The 19,188-nt window shown below is 59.0% G+C and carries 17 protein-coding genes; 4 read left to right on the forward strand and 13 right to left on the reverse strand.

Annotated features, from left to right (window positions below; translation table 11 throughout):
- Positions 1-102 precede the first annotated feature (102 nt).
- The 5 genes from FNT36_RS15595 to dnaG form a co-directional block, all read right to left on the reverse strand.
- On the reverse strand, positions 103-1,284 hold the full coding sequence (locus FNT36_RS15595; protein ID WP_144849593.1) for a glycosyltransferase: 1,182 nt from the start codon (positions 1,282-1,284) through the stop codon (positions 103-105).
- A 3-nt stretch (positions 1,285-1,287) separates the two neighbouring features.
- Complete coding sequence (locus tag FNT36_RS15600; RefSeq protein ID WP_144849595.1) at positions 1,288-2,535, reverse strand: glycosyltransferase family 4 protein; 1,248 nt, start codon at positions 2,533-2,535, stop codon at positions 1,288-1,290.
- 24 nt (positions 2,536-2,559) lie between these two features.
- Positions 2,560-3,726 carry a glycosyltransferase family 4 protein gene (locus FNT36_RS15605; RefSeq protein ID WP_144849597.1) on the reverse strand — a complete coding sequence of 389 codons (1,167 nt, stop codon included), beginning with the start codon at positions 3,724-3,726 and terminating at the stop codon, positions 2,560-2,562.
- 103 nt (positions 3,727-3,829) lie between these two features.
- Positions 3,830-4,849, reverse strand: a complete 1,020-nt coding sequence (locus FNT36_RS15610) for a potassium channel family protein (protein WP_144849599.1) — start codon at positions 4,847-4,849, stop codon at positions 3,830-3,832.
- Between the two features lie 128 nt (positions 4,850-4,977).
- The gene (dnaG, locus tag FNT36_RS15615) at positions 4,978-7,053 is read right to left on the reverse strand and encodes a DNA primase (RefSeq protein WP_144849601.1); all 2,076 of its coding nucleotides are present in this window, start codon (positions 7,051-7,053) and stop codon (positions 4,978-4,980) included.
- Between the two features lie 313 nt (positions 7,054-7,366).
- Between dnaG and FNT36_RS15620 the strand changes: the two genes are divergently transcribed.
- Complete coding sequence (locus FNT36_RS15620) at positions 7,367-8,365, forward strand: hypothetical protein (protein ID WP_144849603.1); 999 nt, start codon at positions 7,367-7,369, stop codon at positions 8,363-8,365.
- A 181-nt stretch (positions 8,366-8,546) separates the two neighbouring features.
- On the opposite strand, the gene FNT36_RS15625 is transcribed toward FNT36_RS15620, so the two are convergent.
- Entirely contained in the window at positions 8,547-9,218 is a 672-nt protein-coding gene (locus FNT36_RS15625; protein ID WP_144849605.1) for a hypothetical protein, read from the reverse strand.
- Positions 9,219-9,508: 290 nt separating this feature from the next.
- Here FNT36_RS15625 and FNT36_RS15630 point away from each other — a divergent pair, with 290 nt between their 5' ends.
- Positions 9,509-9,760 (forward strand): hypothetical protein, encoded by a 252-nt coding sequence (locus tag FNT36_RS15630; RefSeq protein WP_144849607.1) that lies wholly within the window; start codon positions 9,509-9,511, stop codon positions 9,758-9,760.
- A gap of 174 nt (positions 9,761-9,934) precedes the next feature.
- A complete protein-coding gene (locus tag FNT36_RS25935; protein ID WP_144849609.1) occupies positions 9,935-12,919 on the forward strand; it encodes a leucine--tRNA ligase in 2,985 nt (994 codons plus the stop codon).
- 205 nt (positions 12,920-13,124) lie between these two features.
- On the opposite strand, the gene rlmF is transcribed toward FNT36_RS25935, so the two are convergent.
- From rlmF to FNT36_RS15655, 5 genes are all read right to left on the reverse strand, one after another.
- Complete coding sequence (rlmF, locus tag FNT36_RS15640; protein WP_144849611.1) at positions 13,125-14,108, reverse strand: 23S rRNA (adenine(1618)-N(6))-methyltransferase RlmF; 984 nt, start codon at positions 14,106-14,108, stop codon at positions 13,125-13,127.
- Between the two features lie 164 nt (positions 14,109-14,272).
- Entirely contained in the window at positions 14,273-16,120 is a 1,848-nt protein-coding gene (locus tag FNT36_RS15645) for a discoidin domain-containing protein (RefSeq protein ID WP_144849613.1), read from the reverse strand.
- Between the two features lie 323 nt (positions 16,121-16,443).
- Positions 16,444-16,809 carry an MmcQ/YjbR family DNA-binding protein gene (locus FNT36_RS15650; protein ID WP_144849615.1) on the reverse strand — a complete coding sequence of 122 codons (366 nt, stop codon included), beginning with the start codon at positions 16,807-16,809 and terminating at the stop codon, positions 16,444-16,446.
- Between the two features lie 12 nt (positions 16,810-16,821).
- Positions 16,822-16,998 carry a DUF6728 family protein gene (locus FNT36_RS25570; protein WP_233635962.1) on the reverse strand — a complete coding sequence of 59 codons (177 nt, stop codon included), beginning with the start codon at positions 16,996-16,998 and terminating at the stop codon, positions 16,822-16,824.
- 101 nt (positions 16,999-17,099) lie between these two features.
- Positions 17,100-17,828: a phytanoyl-CoA dioxygenase family protein gene (locus FNT36_RS15655; protein ID WP_233635963.1), complete on the reverse strand. Its 729-nt coding sequence runs from the start codon at positions 17,826-17,828 to the stop codon at positions 17,100-17,102.
- 80 nt (positions 17,829-17,908) lie between these two features.
- Here FNT36_RS15655 and FNT36_RS15660 point away from each other — a divergent pair, with 80 nt between their 5' ends.
- Positions 17,909-18,376, forward strand: coding sequence for a nuclear transport factor 2 family protein (locus tag FNT36_RS15660; protein ID WP_144849619.1), 468 nt, complete (start codon positions 17,909-17,911; stop codon positions 18,374-18,376).
- 11 nt (positions 18,377-18,387) lie between these two features.
- On the opposite strand, the gene FNT36_RS15665 is transcribed toward FNT36_RS15660, so the two are convergent.
- Positions 18,388-18,666: a hypothetical protein gene (locus tag FNT36_RS15665; RefSeq protein ID WP_144849621.1), complete on the reverse strand. Its 279-nt coding sequence runs from the start codon at positions 18,664-18,666 to the stop codon at positions 18,388-18,390.
- A 9-nt stretch (positions 18,667-18,675) separates the two neighbouring features.
- Entirely contained in the window at positions 18,676-19,185 is a 510-nt protein-coding gene (locus tag FNT36_RS15670; protein WP_144849623.1) for a hypothetical protein, read from the reverse strand.
- Positions 19,186-19,188: the final 3 nt, after the last annotated feature.

Here is a 19,188-nt window from a genome sequence, read left to right on the forward strand (position 1 = left end):
GCGAGCGCAGCGAAGCAATCGCACTTGAGTAAGTTTATTCGTAGCTGCCTCGTTTTAGTGCGATTGCTTCGCTGCGCTCGCAAGGACAGGCAATTTTCATCTCTAACAATTATCGACAAACAAGTTCTCTAAACTAGCCGTGGTAGCGGCCCAATCGTAGGTGGCGCGCACAAAGGTGTGGCCACGCTCGGCAAGCTGGGCCGCAGCGCTTTCATCGGCCAACAGCTGACTGATGGCCGCGGCCAGTGCGGGAGCACTGTCGGCTACCAGCAGGTGCTGGCCGGGTGTGCCGCGCAAGGCGTTGTTGGCAAGCAGAGTGGTTACGCAGGGCAGCTGCATGGCCATGGCCTCTAACAATTTGTTTTGCAAGCCAGTGCCCACCCGCATGGGCGCCACAAATACCCGCGCTTCAGCGTAGGCCTGGCGAATATCGGGCAGCCAGCCGCTCACCACCACGCCGGGGCGGCGGGCCAGCGCCTGCACCCTAGGGGCGGGCGTGGTGCCGGCCACCAATAGCCGGGCCTGGGGGTGCTGGCGCTGCACAAGGGGCAATATTTCTTCGGCCAGCCAGCAGGCAGCGTCTACATTGGGGTGGTAGCCCATATTGCCGCAAAACACCAGCTCGTAGCGCTTGGCGGTGTGCGGCTGGGGCTGAAAAATATCGAGCGCAATGCCGTTGGGCACGATGTGAATCTGCTGGCGCTGCGGGTGCTGCACCAGCTGCCGGTCTTGGTCGCTGATGATGGTGCGGTGCGTAAACCAGCCGAATACTTCGGCTTCGTAGGCACCTAGCCGGCGGGCCTCTAGGACCAGTACCGGCCGCTGCCAGCCCGGCGCCGTGGCCGCCCGCCGCGCCATGCCCGCCGAAAATACATCCATGTAGTCCAGCGTCTTAGGGCCCGTATAGTTGCGTAGGTACTCGGCCATGCGGATGAGCTGGCAATACACATGGTCGGGCCGGAAGCTGGCCAGCAAGCTGTTTACCAAGCGCTGCGCCGCCGCTTCGTAGAAGTAGCCTACCTGCAAGGGCCGCCCGGCTGTGGCTAGCGCTCGCACCAGCCCGCGCCCCCGCGCTACCCGCCCTAGGGGGTGCACGTGCAGCCCGCCGCGGCAAAGCGGACGCACGGCCGACAGGGCCTCCTCCCCCACTTTCTCATCGCTGAGCGCCAGCAGGCATATCTCGTGCCCTTGCCCAGCCAGGTAGCGCAACTGGTAGTAGGCGCGCAGCTTATCGCCCTTGTCGAGCGGGTACGGAAAGCGCGAAAGCAACACGAGCAGGCGCATAGGCTAGGGCTGAGGCACGGGCGTCGGCTGGCCCAATAGCGTTTCGTAAAGACCTAGGAGCCGCTGCGTTACCTGGCGGGTGTCGTACTCGGCGTGGGCCGTGCGAGCGGCCGCCTCCGCAATAGCAGCTAGCGGTAGGCGGCCGTGGTAGTAGTCGCGCAGCGCCGCCAGCCAGGCAGCGGCTCCGTCGCGCAGCAAGATGTTTTCGTCGTTGTGGGCCGCGATGCCCTCAGCCCCTAGGGTGGTGCTGAGCACGGCTTTGCCCAGCGCAAGGCCCTCTACCACTTTCACGCGCATGCCGCCGCCGCTGAGCAGCGGCACTAGCATCAGCTCATATTGCTGCATAAAGGCTGGGGCCGACTCCACAAAGCCGTGCACAAAGACGTTGTCCTGGCCGGGCGGGCGGCTGGTGAGGTCAGCGGGCGGGTGCGAACCAGCAATGTGCAACTCCAGCTCGGGCATTTCGGCGTGAGCCTGGGGCCAGATTTCTTTCAAAAACCAGGCAAGCCCTTCCAAATTGGGCAGCCAGTTGAGCGAACCAATGACAAAGAGCGTACGAGGGCGCGGCGGCGCAGTGGCTGCTGGCAAGCGCCCTAGGTCATAGCTAGCGGGGATGACAGCAATAGGCTCAGGGCAACCCATTTGCCGCAGGCGGTCAGCATCTTGCTTTGTAATAGCCGCGACGGCATCAAAGCGAGGCAGCACCTCGTGCTCAAATCTAGCTAGCCGGCTAGCCATGTTCTGCAAGTACCAACTTTTGAGCGGGTTGCCGGTGCGACCGGCCAGCATTTGCCAGATAGTATGCTCGATATTATGAGCCCGCAATACCAGTGGTGGCAGTTGTGCCCCCTGGCTCCTCATCTTAGTAGTAAGCAGCTCTAAATAGGGCGCTACGAAGGTGCCCTCAAACTGCACAAGGTCTGCCGGGTCTGCTACCAGTGTTGCGGCAAGCTCATCAAGCAATGCCTTGCTAACAAATCGCTGCACATTGTATGCTTCTTGGCTAAACAACAGATTTCGCAGTGCCGCCAGTGGCCGGATGCGCGTGTCCACGTCCACCGTCACGAGGCGCACATTAGGCCCTAGGTGGGCTAGCGCATCGGCGGGCTGGTGATGCTTGGGCGTATTGGCAGCCAGGATAGTGACGCGGTGACCCGCTTCGGCAAGGCCCCGTGCCGTTTCGTACATGGCCAGGGCCCCGCCATCGTGCGGCGGATACGGAACGCGGGGACAGAGTTGCAGAATATGCATTGAGCGGCGAAGATAAGCTGCGGCCTAGGCTCGCACCGGCGCCGTTTGGATGGCCTGCTGCACCGCTTCCCACACTACTGCTGCGCTACGCGCCCACGAATAGCGCGCTACATTGGCCAGCCCTGCGGCTTGCAGGCGGGCACGCAGGGCCGCATCTTGGTGCAGTTGGGTCAGCCCCGCCGCAATGGCTGTCGGCTGGTAGGGGTCGCAGAGCAAGGCCCCGGCCACACCGCCCGCCACCTCGGGCAATGACGATAAATTAGACGTGAGCACCGGGCAGCCGCTGGCCTGTGCCTCGACCACGGGCAAGCCGAAGCCCTCAAAAAAGGGCACGTACACCGTAACCAGGGCGGCGGCGTAAAGGCCAGCCAGGTCGCTCTCGCTCACGCGACCCGTAAAGCGCACGGCTGCCTGCACGGCGGGAGGCAGCGCCTTATACGCCTCAAAAATGGGCCCTGCCTGCCAGGCCTGCCGCCCCACAATGAGAAGCTGCACGGCCGCGGCGGCTTCGCCACCCTCAGCCTTAAACAAGCCGAAGGCTTGGAGCAAATGACTCAGGTTTTTGCGCGGCTGCAGCGCGCCCACAAATAAGAAGTAAGGCTGCCCCTGGCTGAATTGCGCTCGCACGGCCACCTGCGCGGCCGCTGGCTGCGGCTGAAAATGCGCGGCCGGCGCATTGTACGCCACTTTGATGGGCTCGGTGGCCAGGCCAAACTGAGCCCCTATGTCCTGCCGCGTGGCCTCTGACACGGCTACTAGCTGCTCGACAGCGCGGGCAAAACGCGGCGTAAAGTAGCGGTAGTACTGCCTGATAAGGCGATGCATGTCCTGTGGGCGGTGCCGGTACACCAGGTCGTGCACCACCATCACGCGGGGCACAGTGGTGCCGAGCACTGTAAAGCCCTCGGGCGAGAGCAGCGCGGCGGGCTGGTGCTGGCGCAGCCACCACGCCACCGCACCCTCGTACCAGGCCAGCATCAGGAACGGGTGGCGGGCCGGGGGGTACAGCACGTGCGGCACCACGTTGGGCCCGAAGAGATAGCGCGCATCGTAGGCGCGGTCGAAGAGGAAGTGAAAGGTGCAGTCGGGATGCTGCTGCACCAGTTCGCGCAAAATTTCGGCCGTGTAGCGCCCTAGGCCCTCAAGGTGGCCCCCAGGAAGTAGAAAGCGGGTAGTAACGGCTAGGTGCATTGCGTGGCAACGGGTTGTCCTTGCGAGCGCCGCGAAGCAACCGCATCAAGGCGAGTTGCGCTAGGGCGATTGTTTAGCGGCGCTCGCAAGGGCAACCAACGCTTTATTTAAACTGCTGGTGTAGCGCTTGTATCTGCGCTTCGTTGCCGAGCACGAGTAGTACGTCGCCGGCGGCGGTGCGGTAGTCAGCGGCGGGGCTCACTTCGAGGTCGCCGCTTTCGCCCCGGCGCAGGGCAATTATAGTGGCCCCAGTGCGCGAGCGCACATCAAGCTCCCGAATGCTGTGGCCGCGTAGCGTGGGCTTTAGCTCGTTGTAGGGCAGCTCTTCGAGGCGCAGCTTGTTAGGGTCGAGACCCGAAATCATGTCCAGAAACTTGATAACCTCGGGCCGGATAATGAGGTTGGCCATGTGCGAACCGCCGATTTCGTCGGGCATCACTACCGAGTTGGCCCCGGCCGAAATAAGCTTGCTCACGCTGCTGCGGGCACTGGCCCGGGCAATGATGGTGAGATTAGGGTTGAGCTCGCGGGCAGTGAGAGCCACAAACACGTTGTCAGCGTCTTTGGGCAATGCTGTGATGAGGGCCCGCGCCCGCTCAATGCCCGCTTGGCGCAAGGTGGCTTCGGACGTAGCATCGCCGAAAACAGCTGGAATCTGGGTGCGGCTGGCTTCGTTGGCCGCATTTAGCAGGGTTTGGTCTTGCTCGACTACTACGGCGCGGGTGCCACTGTGGCGCAGTTCGTCGTAGGCCTTGTAGCCGTTGCGCCCAAAGCCGCAGACAATGACGTGGTCGTGGAAGCTCCTGATTTCTTGGTCGGCGCGAATCATGCGAAAAAGGTGGCGCAGTTCGCCATCAAAAATGTAAGTGGTGAGCACCGACACGAGGTAGGCCACCACCAAGAGATTGAACAGGATGTAAAACGACGTAAACAGCCGCCCTAGGTCGGAAAGCGGATGCACTTCGCCAAAGCCCACCGTCGAGGCGGTGATGACGGTCATGTAAAAAGCATCGACCAGCGGATAATGCTCGATGCCCATGAAGCCCGCCACGCCCACCGCGAAGCTGAACACCAGCAGCCCTAGGGCCAGGTAGAGGCGGGAAAGGTTAAGTTGTTTGAGCATCTAGGTAGTGTACGCCACTTGTTATGCAGCGCGCAGCGAAGCATCTCGTATACTGACGTTTGCGAACGTTGAAGATTATTGCGTCGCGCGAGATGCCTCGCTGCGCGCTGTATGACAGGCGTTTTCTTTTATGAATTTCTGGCTACCACCGTACCTAGCATCTGTGCCAGCTGGCCGTCGAGCTTAGTTAGCTCATTATAACGCAGCAATACATTTAGCTGTTCGTTGCTGTCGAGCTGGTTGTCTTGGAGCTGGGTTAGGCACTGCTGGCGCTCGCGCTGCACGTGGCACTTATTGAGGCGCAGGATGGCGTTGTCGCAGGCTAGCTGAATGAGGTTCAGCTCGGTGGGCACGTAGATGTCCTTGATGCGCCAGTTGGGGCTGAGGTCGTAGCGCTCGGTAGCAAAGTCGGCCAGCAGGCTTCGGATGGCCGCGTCTTCGTGGTGGGCCAGCAGGCGCAGGTCGGGCAGTTGGCCTTGCAAAAAGGCCTCGCGGCACTCGGCCCAGAGGCGGGCGTAGAGCGGGTTTTGCAGAGGCGTGCCGTCGAGCTGGCTCAGCAGGTAGTGCGCTACCGATACCTCGGGCTGCACCTCGTGCGGGCCGTATAGCACCAATAGGCGCAGCACGGCCTGCTCGCACTGGGTTAGCACGTCGAGCGGGGCGGCCAATTCGGCAAGGCCCGCCGTGGGGCCGGCTAGCTGCGATGCCTCCTCTTCCGAGCCGTGGGTGACCCCGTACATGGCCATCTCAATCTCTTCCTCGGGCGTGAGGGGGCGCGGGTTGGCGGCAGCTAGGGCCGACGGAGAATCGGCTGGGCGCGAGGCGGGCGCAGGTGTTGGGGTAGTCGGCGGCGTGTTACTCCTACCAGCGGCTGGAGTTTTGAGGAGCTTGTTGTATTCGGTGATAATCACCTGCTCATCAAAGCCGAACGTTACTGCCGTCTGTTGCAAAAACACCTGGCGCTTGAGGCCATCGGGCACCTTGGCAATGCTTTGGAGCACCTCCCGTATGGCCTCGGCCTTCTTAATAGGGTCGGCGCTGGCCTCGCGGGCCACCAGCGTGGTTTTGAAAGCAATAAAGTCCTGGCTCTGGTTTTCGACGTAGTCGGCGAAGCGCTGGTCGCCCACCTTGCGGATGTAGCTGTCGGGGTCATCGCCATCGGGGAAGAGCACCACGCGTACGTTCAGGCCACCTTCGAGCAGCAGGTCGATGCCGCGCAAGCTGGCCTTGATGCCGGCCGCGTCGCCATCGTAGAGCACTGTTACGTTGTCAGTGTAGCGCTTGATGAGGCGAATCTGGCCTTCGGTAAGCGAGGTACCTGATGAAGCCACCACGTTTTTGATGCCGCCCTGGTGCAAACTCAGCACATCGAGGTAGCCCTCCACGAGGTAGCACAGCTCTTCGTGCCGAATAGCCTGCCGGGCCTGAAACAGGCCGTAGAGCACATCCGACTTGTGGTAGATGTCCGACTCAGGCGAGTTCAGATACTTCGCCATCTTGTCGTCGCGCTTCAGGGTGCGCGCCCCAAAGCCCACCACACGCCCGCTCACGTTGTGAATCGGGAACATGACGCGGCCCCGGAATCGGTCGTAGCGCCGGCCGGTGTCTTGGCCCTGGTCGTCTTGGCGCTGCACCACCAGGCCGGTTTTTTCGAGGTACTTGAGCTGGTGGCCGGCTTTTTCAGCGGCCTTCAGCAGGTCGTCCCACTGGTCGAGCGAGTAGCCCAGCTCGAAGGTTTGAATGGTCCCTAGGTTCAGGCCGCGCTCCTTAAGGTAGGCGTAACCCACGCCCATGCCTTCGTCGGTGTTTTGGAGCAGGCGGTGGTAATGGTCTTTGGCCCAATTGCTGACGATGTACTGCGAGTCGCGCTCGTTTTGGCGCAGTTGCTCTTCCGGGGTACGCTCCTCTTCTTCGGGAATGGAGATGCCGTACTTTTTGGCCAGGGCACGCAGGGCTTCGGGGTAGCTGCTGCCCTCCACGTCCATCACGAAGTTGACCACGTTGCCCGATTTGCCGCAGCCAAAGCACTTGTAGAAGCCCTTGGCTGGCGCTACCGAAAACGACGGCGATTTTTCGTTGTGAAAGGGGCAGCAGGCCCAGTAATTCTGCCCGTTGCGCTTGAGGGGCACGTAGTCGCCCACCACCTCCAGAATGTCGGCGGTGTGGTATATCTGGTCAATAATGTCTTTCGGAATGCGGGCCACGGCAGGGAATTAAAGCCATCAAATTTACGCCCGCCAGCGCGGCGCGGCCGTAGCGCGGGTTTTTGGGCTGGCGCAGCAGCGGGCAATATTCAGCCGCCTAGGGTAAGCCCAGCCACGCCGGGCGCCCTTTACTCCACCGTATCGGCTCCTAGCTAGTACTCAATCAGCCACCTATGGACAGGATTTTTCTAACTTTTTTTATTAACCTGTTGAGCTTATCGCCGTATTCGGACTACTCCATAAGACTATTTAGTCTTCATTTTTTACAAACGGCGGCCGCTGGCCAGCTGCTCAACTTCATTTTTTAAAGGTTATGACACCGTATTCCGACTCTTTCCCGCCCGCTGCTACGCCTCCAGTAGCCGTGGCCCTCAAGCGCATTTCGTGGGGCGCCATCTTGGCCGGCACTGTGCTGGCCCTGGTTATTCAGCTAGCCCTTAGTCTATTGGGCCTAGGTGTCGGCCTGGGCACCATCGACCCGCTCACCGAGCAAGACCCTATGGCCGGCATTGGCATCGGGGCGGTCGTGTGGTGGGTGGTTAGCATGCTCGTTTCGCTTTACCTAGGGGCCTCGGTAGCTGCTCGCCTAGCAGGTATGCCTCGCCCCACCGATGGCCTGCTGCACGGCCTGCTCACGTGGTCGGTAGTGACGCTGTTCACGTTTTACTTGCTCACAACGGCCGTGGGCCGCATCATTGGCGGCGTGACGGGCGTGGCCGGCCGGGCACTATCGGGCGTAGGCAGTGGCATTGCTGCCGTGGCGCCAAAGGCGGGCGAAGCCCTTAAGGATGAGCTAAAAGAGCGGGGCATTGACCTAGGCGATGTGAAGCGCGAGGCTCGCCTGCTGCTGCGCCAAACTGGCAAAGCCGAGCTCAGCCCCGAAAACCTAGAGCGCCAAGCCAAAACCGCTGGCAGCGAAGCTAAAGACGAAGCTGGCCGCAGTGCCGCCAACCCCCAGGCCGCCGACGACAACTTCGACGAGCTCATCGACCGCCTCGGCGACCAAGCGCGCGGCATCGGCAACGCCGCCGACCGCGACGCAGCTGTGAACGTAGTGATGAAGCGCACCGGCAAGAGCCGCGCCGAGTCGGAGCAGATTGTCGATAACTGGATTGCGACCGCCAAAAAAGCACAAGCCCAACTGGCTGAAGTGAAAGAAAAAGCGGCCGCTACCGCCCGCGAAGCCGCCGACAAAGCCGCCGCCGGCCTCTCCAAAACTGCCCTGCTGATGGCCTTGGGCCTGGGCCTAGGGGCTGCCGCCGCTGCCTTTGGGGGCCGCCGCGCAGCACCGCGCTCGGCAGTTGTTGCCTAAGCATCTTAAAGCCAACACACAAAGAAGCCCAGCCGCGCAATGCGGCTGGGCTTCTTTTTTTGATTAAGCATTAGCTCATTGTGAGTGCTTTGCCCTAACACACACTGGGAGCAGATACCAAAAGAAGGTCTTACGCCGTAGCGCAAGACCTTTTTAATTACTAGCAGGGCTCGGGCGCTACCTAGGGGCGACGCAGCGAATCGGGGCGGGTGGCAGCGTCTAGGGCTTGGTAGGGAGTGAATTCTTTCTCGACCTTAGAGTAGCCCGGCGCCGAGATGCGCTTGCCGCTGCTCGTGATGAAGGTGGGCTTTATCTTGATAGTGAAACGCAGGGGCTCTTTGTCGCGGTCGGTGAGGCCAAGCACGAAGTCGGCTAGGCTTTCGCCCGTTTTTTCGCCTAGGGCCTCGCGCAGGTTGCTTTGCACCATTACGGGGGCTGTGGCTACACCGCCATTGGCAGGCACCTCGATGCGCTGCGTGGTGCGGCCCTTCGCTATTTCTTTACCGTCGATGAGGGCGATATAATCAAACTCGTTGAGCGCGGCCGTTTCGGAGTTGGGGTTGCGGAACTCTAGGTTGGCGCGCATGCGCAGCGGCACATTGCCAGCCGTGAGGGCTGTGAGCAGCAATGCTCGCTCGGCAGTACCTAGGTCGGGGGCCTGGCGCATGTTCAGCACGTTTACACCGGCCACGGTGGCTTGGTCTATGGAGGCCAGGCGCACGTCAACGTTTTTAAACGCCTTGGCTTGCTGCACTTGCTCCTGAATGCCGCACTGGCTGAGGCTAGCCACGGCTACTAGGCCGGCCACGGCCCGCACCGCTGCTTGGCGGGTAGGTAGGAAAGAAGAAAACATGGGAGAGAAAGGAAAAGAAAGGTGGTGAATAGATGGGTTTTACTTGCGATTAATCAAATAGTTGCGCGCAACATTTATTATTTCCTCAATCGCTATCGCCAGCCTGTACACTTCAGCTTAATCAACTGCGCATTAGCAGCTTATTTAGCAGGTATGGAGCCGGCACTACGGCACGAAATGGTACTGCCTTCACTGGCTGCTCGCTCCTATTGCAAAACGCTGATGTACCCTATTGACGAGGTATTCGTAAACGGATGAACTTCATCATTTGCTCATCTATCTCTCCGGCTATGTCCTCTCCTGCTGTTCTCTGCGCGGGCTTGTGCGTACTGCTACTCGCGGCCTGCGGCAAAAAGCCCGACGGCACGCCCTACGGTGTAAATCCAGGCAAGCTTCCCGATGGCCGCCCGCGCACGGCAGCTGACAGCGCGGCCGAAAAGCACCGCTTCCGAGGCAATAAGATTCCGAAGGCGGGCGAGTTCAATGCCATCACCAACGGCGCCCGCTCGGGCCAGCCCATCCTGATGCCGCAGCAACAATGAGGGCGTAGTTGCGGCGTCGCTACAGACCTACTTAGTGTGGCCTGTCTAGCACGCAGCCTGCCTGCGTGCCACGGGTAGCAAGCTCGCTGCGTATGGATTTTTACGGCATTCGCGGACGTTATCAGACCGCGCTACAGGTTTTCTTACCTTTGCGCGATTCAACCCGCCAAGAAAATGCCCGCGTACCGTCCGCAAGAGATAGAAAAGAAGTGGCAAGCCCACTGGCAGCAGCACCACACGTTCCGCGCCGATAATAATTCTGACAAGCCCAAGTACTACGTGCTCGACATGTTCCCGTACCCCTCGGGGGCGGGGCTGCACGTGGGGCACCCCCTAGGGTATATTGCCTCCGACATTGTATCGCGCTACCAGCGCCTGCAAGGCCGCAACGTGCTGCACCCCATGGGCTTCGACTCGTTTGGCCTGCCTGCCGAGCAGTACGCCATCCAGACCGGCCAGCACCCGGCCGTGACGACTGAGAAGAACATTGAGACCTACATCCGGCAGCTGCAGCAGTTGGGCTTTAGCTACGACTGGGAGCGCGAGGTACGCACCTCCGACCCCAGCTACTACAAGTGGACACAGTGGATTTTTCTCAAGCTGTTCAATAGCTGGTATAACCTCGACACCAACCAGGCCGAGCCCATCAGCGCGCTCGTTGCCAAGTTTGCCGAGAGCGGCAGCGCGGGCATCCGCGCCGCTGGCGAGGACGAGGAGCGCCACGACTTCTCGGCCGGCCAGTGGCAGATGATGAGCGAAAAGCAAAAGCTCGCCGCCATCCTCCCCTACCGCCTGGCGTATCAGCAAGATACTTTTGTGAACTGGTGCGCCGCCCTAGGTACCGTGCTCTCCAACGATGAGGTGAAAGATGGCCTTTCGGAGCGCGGCGGCTACCCCGTTGAGCGCCGCCTCATGCCGCAGTGGAACCTGCGCATCACGGCCTATGCCGACCGCCTGCTCAAAGGCCTCGACACCCTCGACTGGCCCGACGCCGTGAAGGAGATGCAGCGCAACTGGATTGGCAAGAGCATCGGGGCCGAGGTCACCTTCCCGGTGCAGGGCCACGACAGCCTAGGGGTCAAAGTGTACACCACCCGCGTCGATACCATCTACGGCGCTACGTTCCTGGTGCTGGCCCCTGAGCACGAGCTGGTTGACACCATCACCACACCCGAGCAGCGCACGGCCGTAGATGAGTACATTGCCGCCACCAAGCGCCGCTCGGAGCGCGACCGCATGGCCGACGTGAAAACCGTGTCGGGCGTATTTACCGGCGCGTACGCTGCCAACCCCGTTGATGGCACGCCCGTGCCCATCTGGCTGGCCGACTACGTGCTGGCCGGCTACGGCACCGGCGCCGTAATGGCCGTGCCCAGCGGCGACCAGCGCGACTACCTCTTCGCCAAACATTTCGACTTGCCCATCCCGGCTATTTCGGACGCCCAGCAGGACCTAGACAAGCAAGCCGACCCTACCAAGGAAGGCCGCTACATCAACTCAGGTATCGTCAACGGCCTGGGCTACAAGGAAGCCACTGCCACGCTCATCACCTTCCTCGAAGAGAAGGGCCTCGGCAAGGGCAAGGTGAATTTCCGCCTGCGCGACGCCATTTTTGGCCGCCAGCGCTACTGGGGCGAGCCCATTCCGATTTACTACAAAGACGGCACCGCCTACGGCGTGGCCGAAGCCGACCTGCCGCTTGTGCTCCCCGAAATCGACGAGTACAAGCCCACTGAAACCGGCGAGCCGCCCCTAGGCCGCGCCAAAGATTGGAAGTACAAGGGCCAGTACGAGTTTGAGCTGAGCACCATGCCCGGCTGGGCCGGCTCTAGCTGGTACTATCTCCGCTACATGGACCCGCACAACGCCGACCGCTTCGTGGGCGAAGACGTGGAGAAATACTGGGGCCAAGTGGACCTCTATATGGGCGGCGCCGAGCACGCCACCGGCCACCTGCTCTACTCGCGCTTCTGGTACTTGTTTTTAAAGGACCTAGGGCTGGTTACGGCCAATGAGCCCTTCCAAAAGCTGATTAACCAGGGGATGATTTTAGGGCGGTCGAATTTTGTGTATCGACTGAATACCACTTGGTCAACTAGTAAGACTGATGGCAGTCCTATTACTTATAGTTCGCCTTCTGGGATAAAACACCCAACTATTTTCGTAACCAAAAGTCTATACGAAGCTCTTTCGGAAGCATTAGATGAAGGTTCTGAAGCTGCTAATTCAAGAGTAGAAAAGGGCATCCGACAGATTGAAGCTGCTTTAGATTCTAAACATCCAGGTTACGAATCCAAGGTTGCATCTTACAGCTTGGGATTAGCTGATAGCTTTACTCCACTGCATGTCGATGTTAGCTACACCGATAATGACGTACTAGACATTGCCGCTTTCAAAAATTGGCGCGAAGAGTATGCTGACGCAGAATTCATTCTCGAAGAGAATGGCTCTTACGTGTGCGGCACGGAAGTAGAGAAAATGTCGAAGTCAAAATACAACGTCGTGAACCCCGACGTGTTGATTGACAAATACGGCGCGGATGCCTTGCGCCTCTACGAAATGTTCCTAGGTCCGCTGGAGCAGTACAAGCCTTGGAATACTAACGGCATCAGCGGTGTAGCGACGTTCCTCAAGAAGTTCTGGCGCCTCTTCCACCCCGAAGATGGCGCGCTGGCCGTGACCGACGAGGCCGCCAGCCCCGCCGAGCTGAAGACGCTACACCGCGTTATTCAGAAGGTGGCGCAGGACATCGAGAAATTTAGCTTCAACACCAGCGTTAGCACTTTCATGATTGCCGTGAACGAGCTGACGGCCTTAGGTACCCACAAGCGCGCTATCCTGGAACCGCTCGTGATTTTGCTTTCGCCCTTTGCCCCGCACTTGGCCGAGGAGCTGTGGCAGGAGCTAGGCCACGAAGACAGCATCAGCTTCGCCGCCTACCCCGAGTTCCGCGAAGAGTACCTGGTGGAAGCCAATGTGACCTACCCCGTAGCCATCAACGGCAAGGTGCGCGAGCAGCGCCAGTTTGCTGCCACCGCTACCGCCGCTGAGATTGAGGCCGCCATTTTGGAATCGGACTTCCTTACCCGCTTCGCCGAAGGCAAAACGCCCAAGAAAGTGGTGGTAGTGCCCGGCCGCATGGTCAACGTAGTGGTGTAAGGTCAGCGGCCTACTCCTGCGTCGCCCTCCTGTGCCTGTCATGCTGACGAAGGAAGCATCTTATCACGCCAGCACTAGCCTCCCAAGCGTGGTAAGATGCTTCCTTCGTCAGCATGACAGACGATTTTTGTAACAAGCAAAAAGAGCCCGCTGCATGTGCAGCGGGCTCTTTTTGCTTGTTACAAAAATCGTTTTCACTCGATGACTACTGCGCCTTCGCCCAGCGCTTTTCGCGCCACGCGGCCTGCTGCTCGGGCGTGAGAAATGTCCAGGCCACGAGCCGGCTTTTCTTTTGGCCCTGGGCCATGTCGATGGTTTTTACCTCTACGGCCTCGGCCCATTGCAGCTCTTTATAGATGCCAGGTAGTGTGTGGCTTTGCGATACGAGCGTGGTAAACCAGAAGCTGGTAGTAGGCTGCGCCTGGCTCTCCTTGACTAGCTGGCGTACAAAGGCCTCCTCGCCGCCGGGGTACCACAGCTCGCTAGCCTGCCCGCCAAAATTGCGGACGGGTGGCGCGGGGCGGCCGGCCTTTCGGCCGCCTAGGTTGGTGGTTTTGCGCTGCGAGCCAGCTGTGGCTTCGGCCAGCGAGGCGTAGAAGGGCGGGTTGCAGATGGTAGCGTCGAAGACCTCACCGCGCTTAGGGATACCCGCGAGCATATGGTTGGCGTCGGGCTGGTTGCGGCAGTCGATGCTGCCCGCCAGCGCATCGTTGGCGCTCACGATATTGCGGGCGGCGCGCAGGGCCACGGGGTCAGTTTCGGAGCCCACAAAGCGCCAGCCATACTCCTGATGGCCTATGATGGGATATATGCAGTTGGCCCCCACGCCTATATCAAGCACCGAAATGCCTTTGCCCCTAGGTAACACGCCGCCGTTGCTATCCGCTAATAGGTCAGCCACATAATGCAGATAATCGGCCCGGCCGGGAATGGGTGGGCACAGGTAGCCAGCCGGAATATCCCAGTGCGCAATGCCGTAAAACTGCTTTAGCAACGCTTGATTAAGCGCTTTCACCGCTTCGGGATTTGCAAAGTCAATGCTGGCATTGCCAAACTGATTGACGTGCACGAAGGCAGCGAGCGGCGGGCTGGTTTTGGTCAGCTGGTCAAAATTGTAGCGCTCGCGGTGGCGGTTGCGGGGGTGCAGCGGGGTTTTGCTGGCGAGCAAGTCTTTGGGCTGGGGTGGCATGAGCAGGGGAAGAAGGAGCTAGTGTAACGCGAGAGCCCGGCCCATGTTTAAAATACAACCTGACCGGTGGCCCGCGCTATGACCAACTCAATTGCACAAAGGTCCCCCACCCCAGTTGCGCTAGCAACAAAAGTAGGGGACCCTAACGATACTGCGCGCTGTGGTTAATTGCTTTTCTGCACGCGAGCACGGCGCAGCACTTTGCCAGCGCTCTCCACTGTCAGCACATAGCTACCTGCCGGATAGGCCTGAAGGTCAAGCGTCAGCGTGGAAGCAGACTCGCCACTCAGCAACTCGGCGTGTACTACCTGGCCGGTGCTATTGGTGAGGTACCAGCGCCCAGCGCTCTCAATAGGAGTTTCCCAGGTTACGGTGGCGCGGTCGGCAGTCGGGTTGGGGTAGATGCTGAGGGCAGCGGTGCTAGCGGCGGCTACCTGCACGGCGACCACGGGGCTGTAGGCAAATGTGCCATCTAGGTCGAGCTGCTTGAGGCGGTAGTAGCTCGTGGTGCGCAGCGGCGCAGCATCGAAGTAGCTATAGGTGTGAGCACTTTGCGTAGTACCCATGCCTGCTACCGTGGCAAGCGTGGTAAAGGATGCGCCATCGGCCGAGCGCTGCACCTCGAAGCCCGCGTTGTGCTGCTCGCTGGCCGTAGCCCAGTTGGCAACCACGCCCGCGCCCTGCACCGCTACACTAAAGCTGGTGAGCGTAACGGGCAGCGGCTGGAGCGTGCCATTTACCTGAAACTCGTAGAGCGAGTAGCCATTGTCCGACACCGTAGTACCGCGCTTGGTACCATTCATCCGTACGTAGCGGCCAGTTACGGGCGTCGTAAAGCTGTATTCGTTGAAGTGAAAAGAGTTGCCAACGGTCGTGGCCACGGTGGTCCAGGTTTGGGCATCTTCCGAAACCTCGATGGTGAAATCTCCCCCGTAGGCCTTTTCCCATACCAAGTATACCCGCGAGATAGTAGCCTCACCGCGCAGGTCGACATAGATGGAAGCATCTTCGCGGCCGGCCGTGCTGGCCCAGCGCGTCAGCCGGTCATTGTCGAAGGCGTAGCCGGCCAACAGCGTGCCTTGGGTGGTCGAGGCCACGGCCGGCTTTGTGTTAGCAATGTTCGTCGCGTTGTTGGAAGCGGCAAATACCTCAAACTCATACAGCGAATAGCCATACACGGTGCCGCGGGCAATACCGTTCATCCGTACATAGCGGCCGCTTTGGCCTAGGTTAGGGTATTCATTAGAGGTCGAGGTGTTGCCGGTGACCGTCACGGCCGTTTGCCAGTTCGTGCCATCGTTCGACACATCCAGCGTAAAATCCTTACCTAGGGCTGCCTCCCACGTTAGGCGAATGCGGTCAATCGTTTGCACCGAGCCTAGGTCTACCATAATGTATTGCGCATCGGTATAGGCGCTTTCCCAGCGGGTTTTGCCATCGGCGTCGAACGCATTGGCCGCCGCCTTCATCGGGTTGGCCGAAGCAGTTGCCAGTTTGCCAAACGCCAGGTTGGGGTTGGGATCATAGGGGTACACTGCAAATTCGAACAGTGAATAGCCGTAGCCAGTGCCGCGGGCAGTGCCCCGCATGCGTACATAGCGGCCGCTTTTACCGAGGTCGGTGTAGTCGTTGGTAGTCGAGGCGTTGCCCGTTACGCTTTTGGCCGTGGCCCAAGTACCGCTTACCACGTTGGTCCAGCTAGCATCGCTCGGCGCGGCCGTAACCGCAGAAATGTCGAGTGTAAAATCTTTACCCAGCGCTGTCTCCCAAGACAGCCGAATACGGTCGATGGACTGCACCGAACCTAGGTCAACTATGATATACTGCGGGTCGCTAGAGCTGCTTTCCCAGCGGGTGCCACTGTTGCCATCAAAGGCATTGCTTGCTGCCTGCACCGCCGACGAAGCAATGGCGGCTTTGCCTAGCGCTAGGTTTTGGGCAAACAGCGGACTGTTAGCAAGTAGTAGGAAAGCTAGCAGCCATGTTATGCGCTGCACTACGTAAGATTTCATAGTAAAAAGGAACACTAGCTGTTGGGCATCTCCCGAAGGATATACAAAACTAGATTTCCTTAATATGTCTAAAATCCGATTACGCCAAGCTCATCCGTTTCCTAGCTAAACGCGTCATTTTGCTTTGTAGCCAATACGAATTTCTATCGCTACCTAAACGCGCCACCCCTAAAAGTACTATTTATTATTCAGGTAATTCTAAGCGCTTAAAACAGCAGTTGGTGAACTACTTTAATCGCCTAGGTAGCCTCAGCACGGTACTAGCAGCCTAGGCGTGGTAAAGCCAAATGGCTATCAGCAGCACCCGGCAAGTCTTACGCTGCTTACAACTCCTCGCTAGCCTCGGCTAGCTCGGCGCGCACGGCCTTGGGTAGCGAGGCCACCACGAGCTGATACGAGTGGGTAATCCACTGGCGCAGTTGGGCCACGGTGGCCCCGGCGCCGATGACCACCGTGTTCCAATGCTTTTTATTCTGGTGAAAACCCGGTAGCACGTAGTCGTAGCGCTCGCGCAACTCTACGGCCAGTTCGGGGTCACACTTTAGGTTAATACTCGCGAACGTCTGCAAGCTGGTGAGGGCAAATATTTTACCACCCACCTTAAATGCGAGCGTGTCGGGGCCAAAAGGAAGTTCCTCAGTGGCACCCGGCAAACTCAAACAGAAATCGCGATACTCTTCAATGTTCATGCGAAGCCGGGCTTAGCGGATAAACCAGCGGTAGAGCAGCACGCCCAGGCCCACCAAGAACATTGCCATGCTCAGCTTATTGATGAAGTGCATGGTGCGCAGGTTGAAGTTGGATTTGCGATTCGGGTCGGCCTTGCGAAAGAAATAACCGAAGGCGGGGCCGAAGTTAAAAAGGTCTTTACCGTTCATATTGATAGAGGCTAGTGCCGCCAAATTAACACCTAGGGCGGCAGAATGATTGCGTAAAAACCTGAATTTTCAGCAGTATCTCGATACTTTAATAGACTGAGCTATATGTCTCGCCGCTCGCGCCAAGCTAACCCAGCGGGCAGCTCGGCAGCCGAAAATTCGAGGTGCACTACCCGACGCGGCCGGTCGCTGGTGCTGCGATTGGAGGCGTGCAGCACCAGCGGTTTCATGAGCATAGCCCCGCCGGCGGGCACGGCACATACAGTGGCTGTGGCGGTGTGGGCTGCAATGGTTTCGGCGGGCACCACGCCGCCTAGGTGCGAGCCAGGCACTACTTTAAGAGCGCCGTTGGTGGCGTCGCAGTCGTCTAGGTGCAGGCGGATGGTAACGGTATTTTCGAGCACTTCTACTGGGGGTTGTACCGCTACCCAGCCGGCTTTGGCAGTCCAGGGGCCAAAGCCAGGCAGGTCGTCAGCGCGGCGGTCTACGTTTACCATTAAGTCCTGGTGCCAGGCCACTAGCCAGTTAGACCCAGCAGGCTTATCAAAATAGATGGCCTTGGTGAGGTGGCAGCCAGCCGGAAAAAGCGTACCTAGGAGACTACGCAGGGCGGGCGTGTCGAGCAGCGGCCACAGCGCGGGCACCTCACCCAGCAAGTTGCGAATAGCAAATACGTCCTGGCTACGCCGAAAATTGGGGCCAGCGGCGGGGGCGGCCTCGAGGCAGGCCAGCAGCGCGGCTACCTCAGCAGTGGTGTAAAGCGTAGGTAGCGTAGCGTGGCCGTCGGCAGCCAGTTGATGGGCCAGGGCAGAGGTGGCAGGTGCGGTCATGGGCAGCAAAGCTACGCCTCTGCTGAATCGGGATTGAGTCGCATCTTGCGGCATCCTAGGCAGCTTTTTGCTTTCAACTTATGCACCCACGCACTACTCTACTGCTGCTAGCGCTGGCTAGCAGCACCAGCCCCGCCCTAGCCCAAAAAGCCGCCTCCGAAACTGAGGCCGTGAAGCAAACTGTCACTATGTTTTTCGACGGTATGCGCCGGGGCGATAGCACACTAGTGCGCCGCGCCCTAGCGCCGGGCGCGGTTTTCCACGGCATTGGCGGCCGGCCCGGCCAGCCCCCTACCCTACAAATTGAAAGCATTACTAGCTTCCTCAAAGCAGTAGGTACGCCCCACCCCGAAGTCTGGGACGAACGCGTGCAGTTCGAGCGTGTACTCATCGACGCCAACCTAGCCAGCGTGTGGGCGCCATATGAGTTCTACCTAGGTAGCAAATTCAGCCACTGCGGCTACGATTCCTTCCAACTGGTGAAGCTGGCCGACGGCTGGAAAATCGCGCACATCATTGATACACGCAGGAAGGAGAAGTGTAAGTAGTAAGTGTTTTATTAATCACCGAAAGCGACAAGGCCACACCCGCCTGCAAATGCCTGCTTTACAATAGATGCTAAGTTGGGGATAGCTGCCTCAAGAACTGGCGTCAACATAGCCCGTTTCTGCTGTATCTGCTGGCTACTCCATCGGAACTTACCGTAGTAGTCGAGATGACTTTCGATAAGATTTACTTCTTGCGCCCGCTCAAATTCTTCGTACTCAATCCCACCAGCATAGCCTAGGCTACGCGTATATATAGGCTTTTCATCAGAGATAAAGCTGAAGTCCAGCATATAAATTTCTTATGTTAGGTCGCTATAGCCAGCAAATTCTGACCCCATATAAGCGGCTGCTTCATAAGCATCTATGGGATAACCTTCTATAAAGGTGGAGTTCCAGTAGAACTGCCCAAGCGAACAATTCATTTTGATTAAATATTTTCGAGGGTCTTCCTCTGGCTTTTCCCAGAAGTAATCGTGGAATAGAATACCTGCCTGGTAATCGAGCAAATCTAACGTTACCATATCGCCGTTGAGACTACTGCCTACAAGGAGCAAATTCGTGTGTAGTGCCCGCTTGAAGTCTTCGTCCCAATCACAGTTTTTCTTCAGGCAATTGGTTTGCATGAACGTGAATTCTCCGGCCTTCATTTTCATATCGAAGGAGAATTGAGCGAAAAACGTTTGCGCCTCTGGGCTTGCGCCAAGGTCTCGCAGTACAGCCGCATTTTCCTCCCGTAAGGGCTCGACGTAACGGTGTGGATTAGCCTCTTTTGCCTGCAAGGCTAGTTGCATTTTTTCGGCGTCTAGCATACG

It is taken from the genome of Hymenobacter setariae (assembly GCF_007713685.1).
Classification (GTDB): Bacteria; Bacteroidota; Bacteroidia; order Cytophagales; family Hymenobacteraceae; genus Hymenobacter; species Hymenobacter setariae.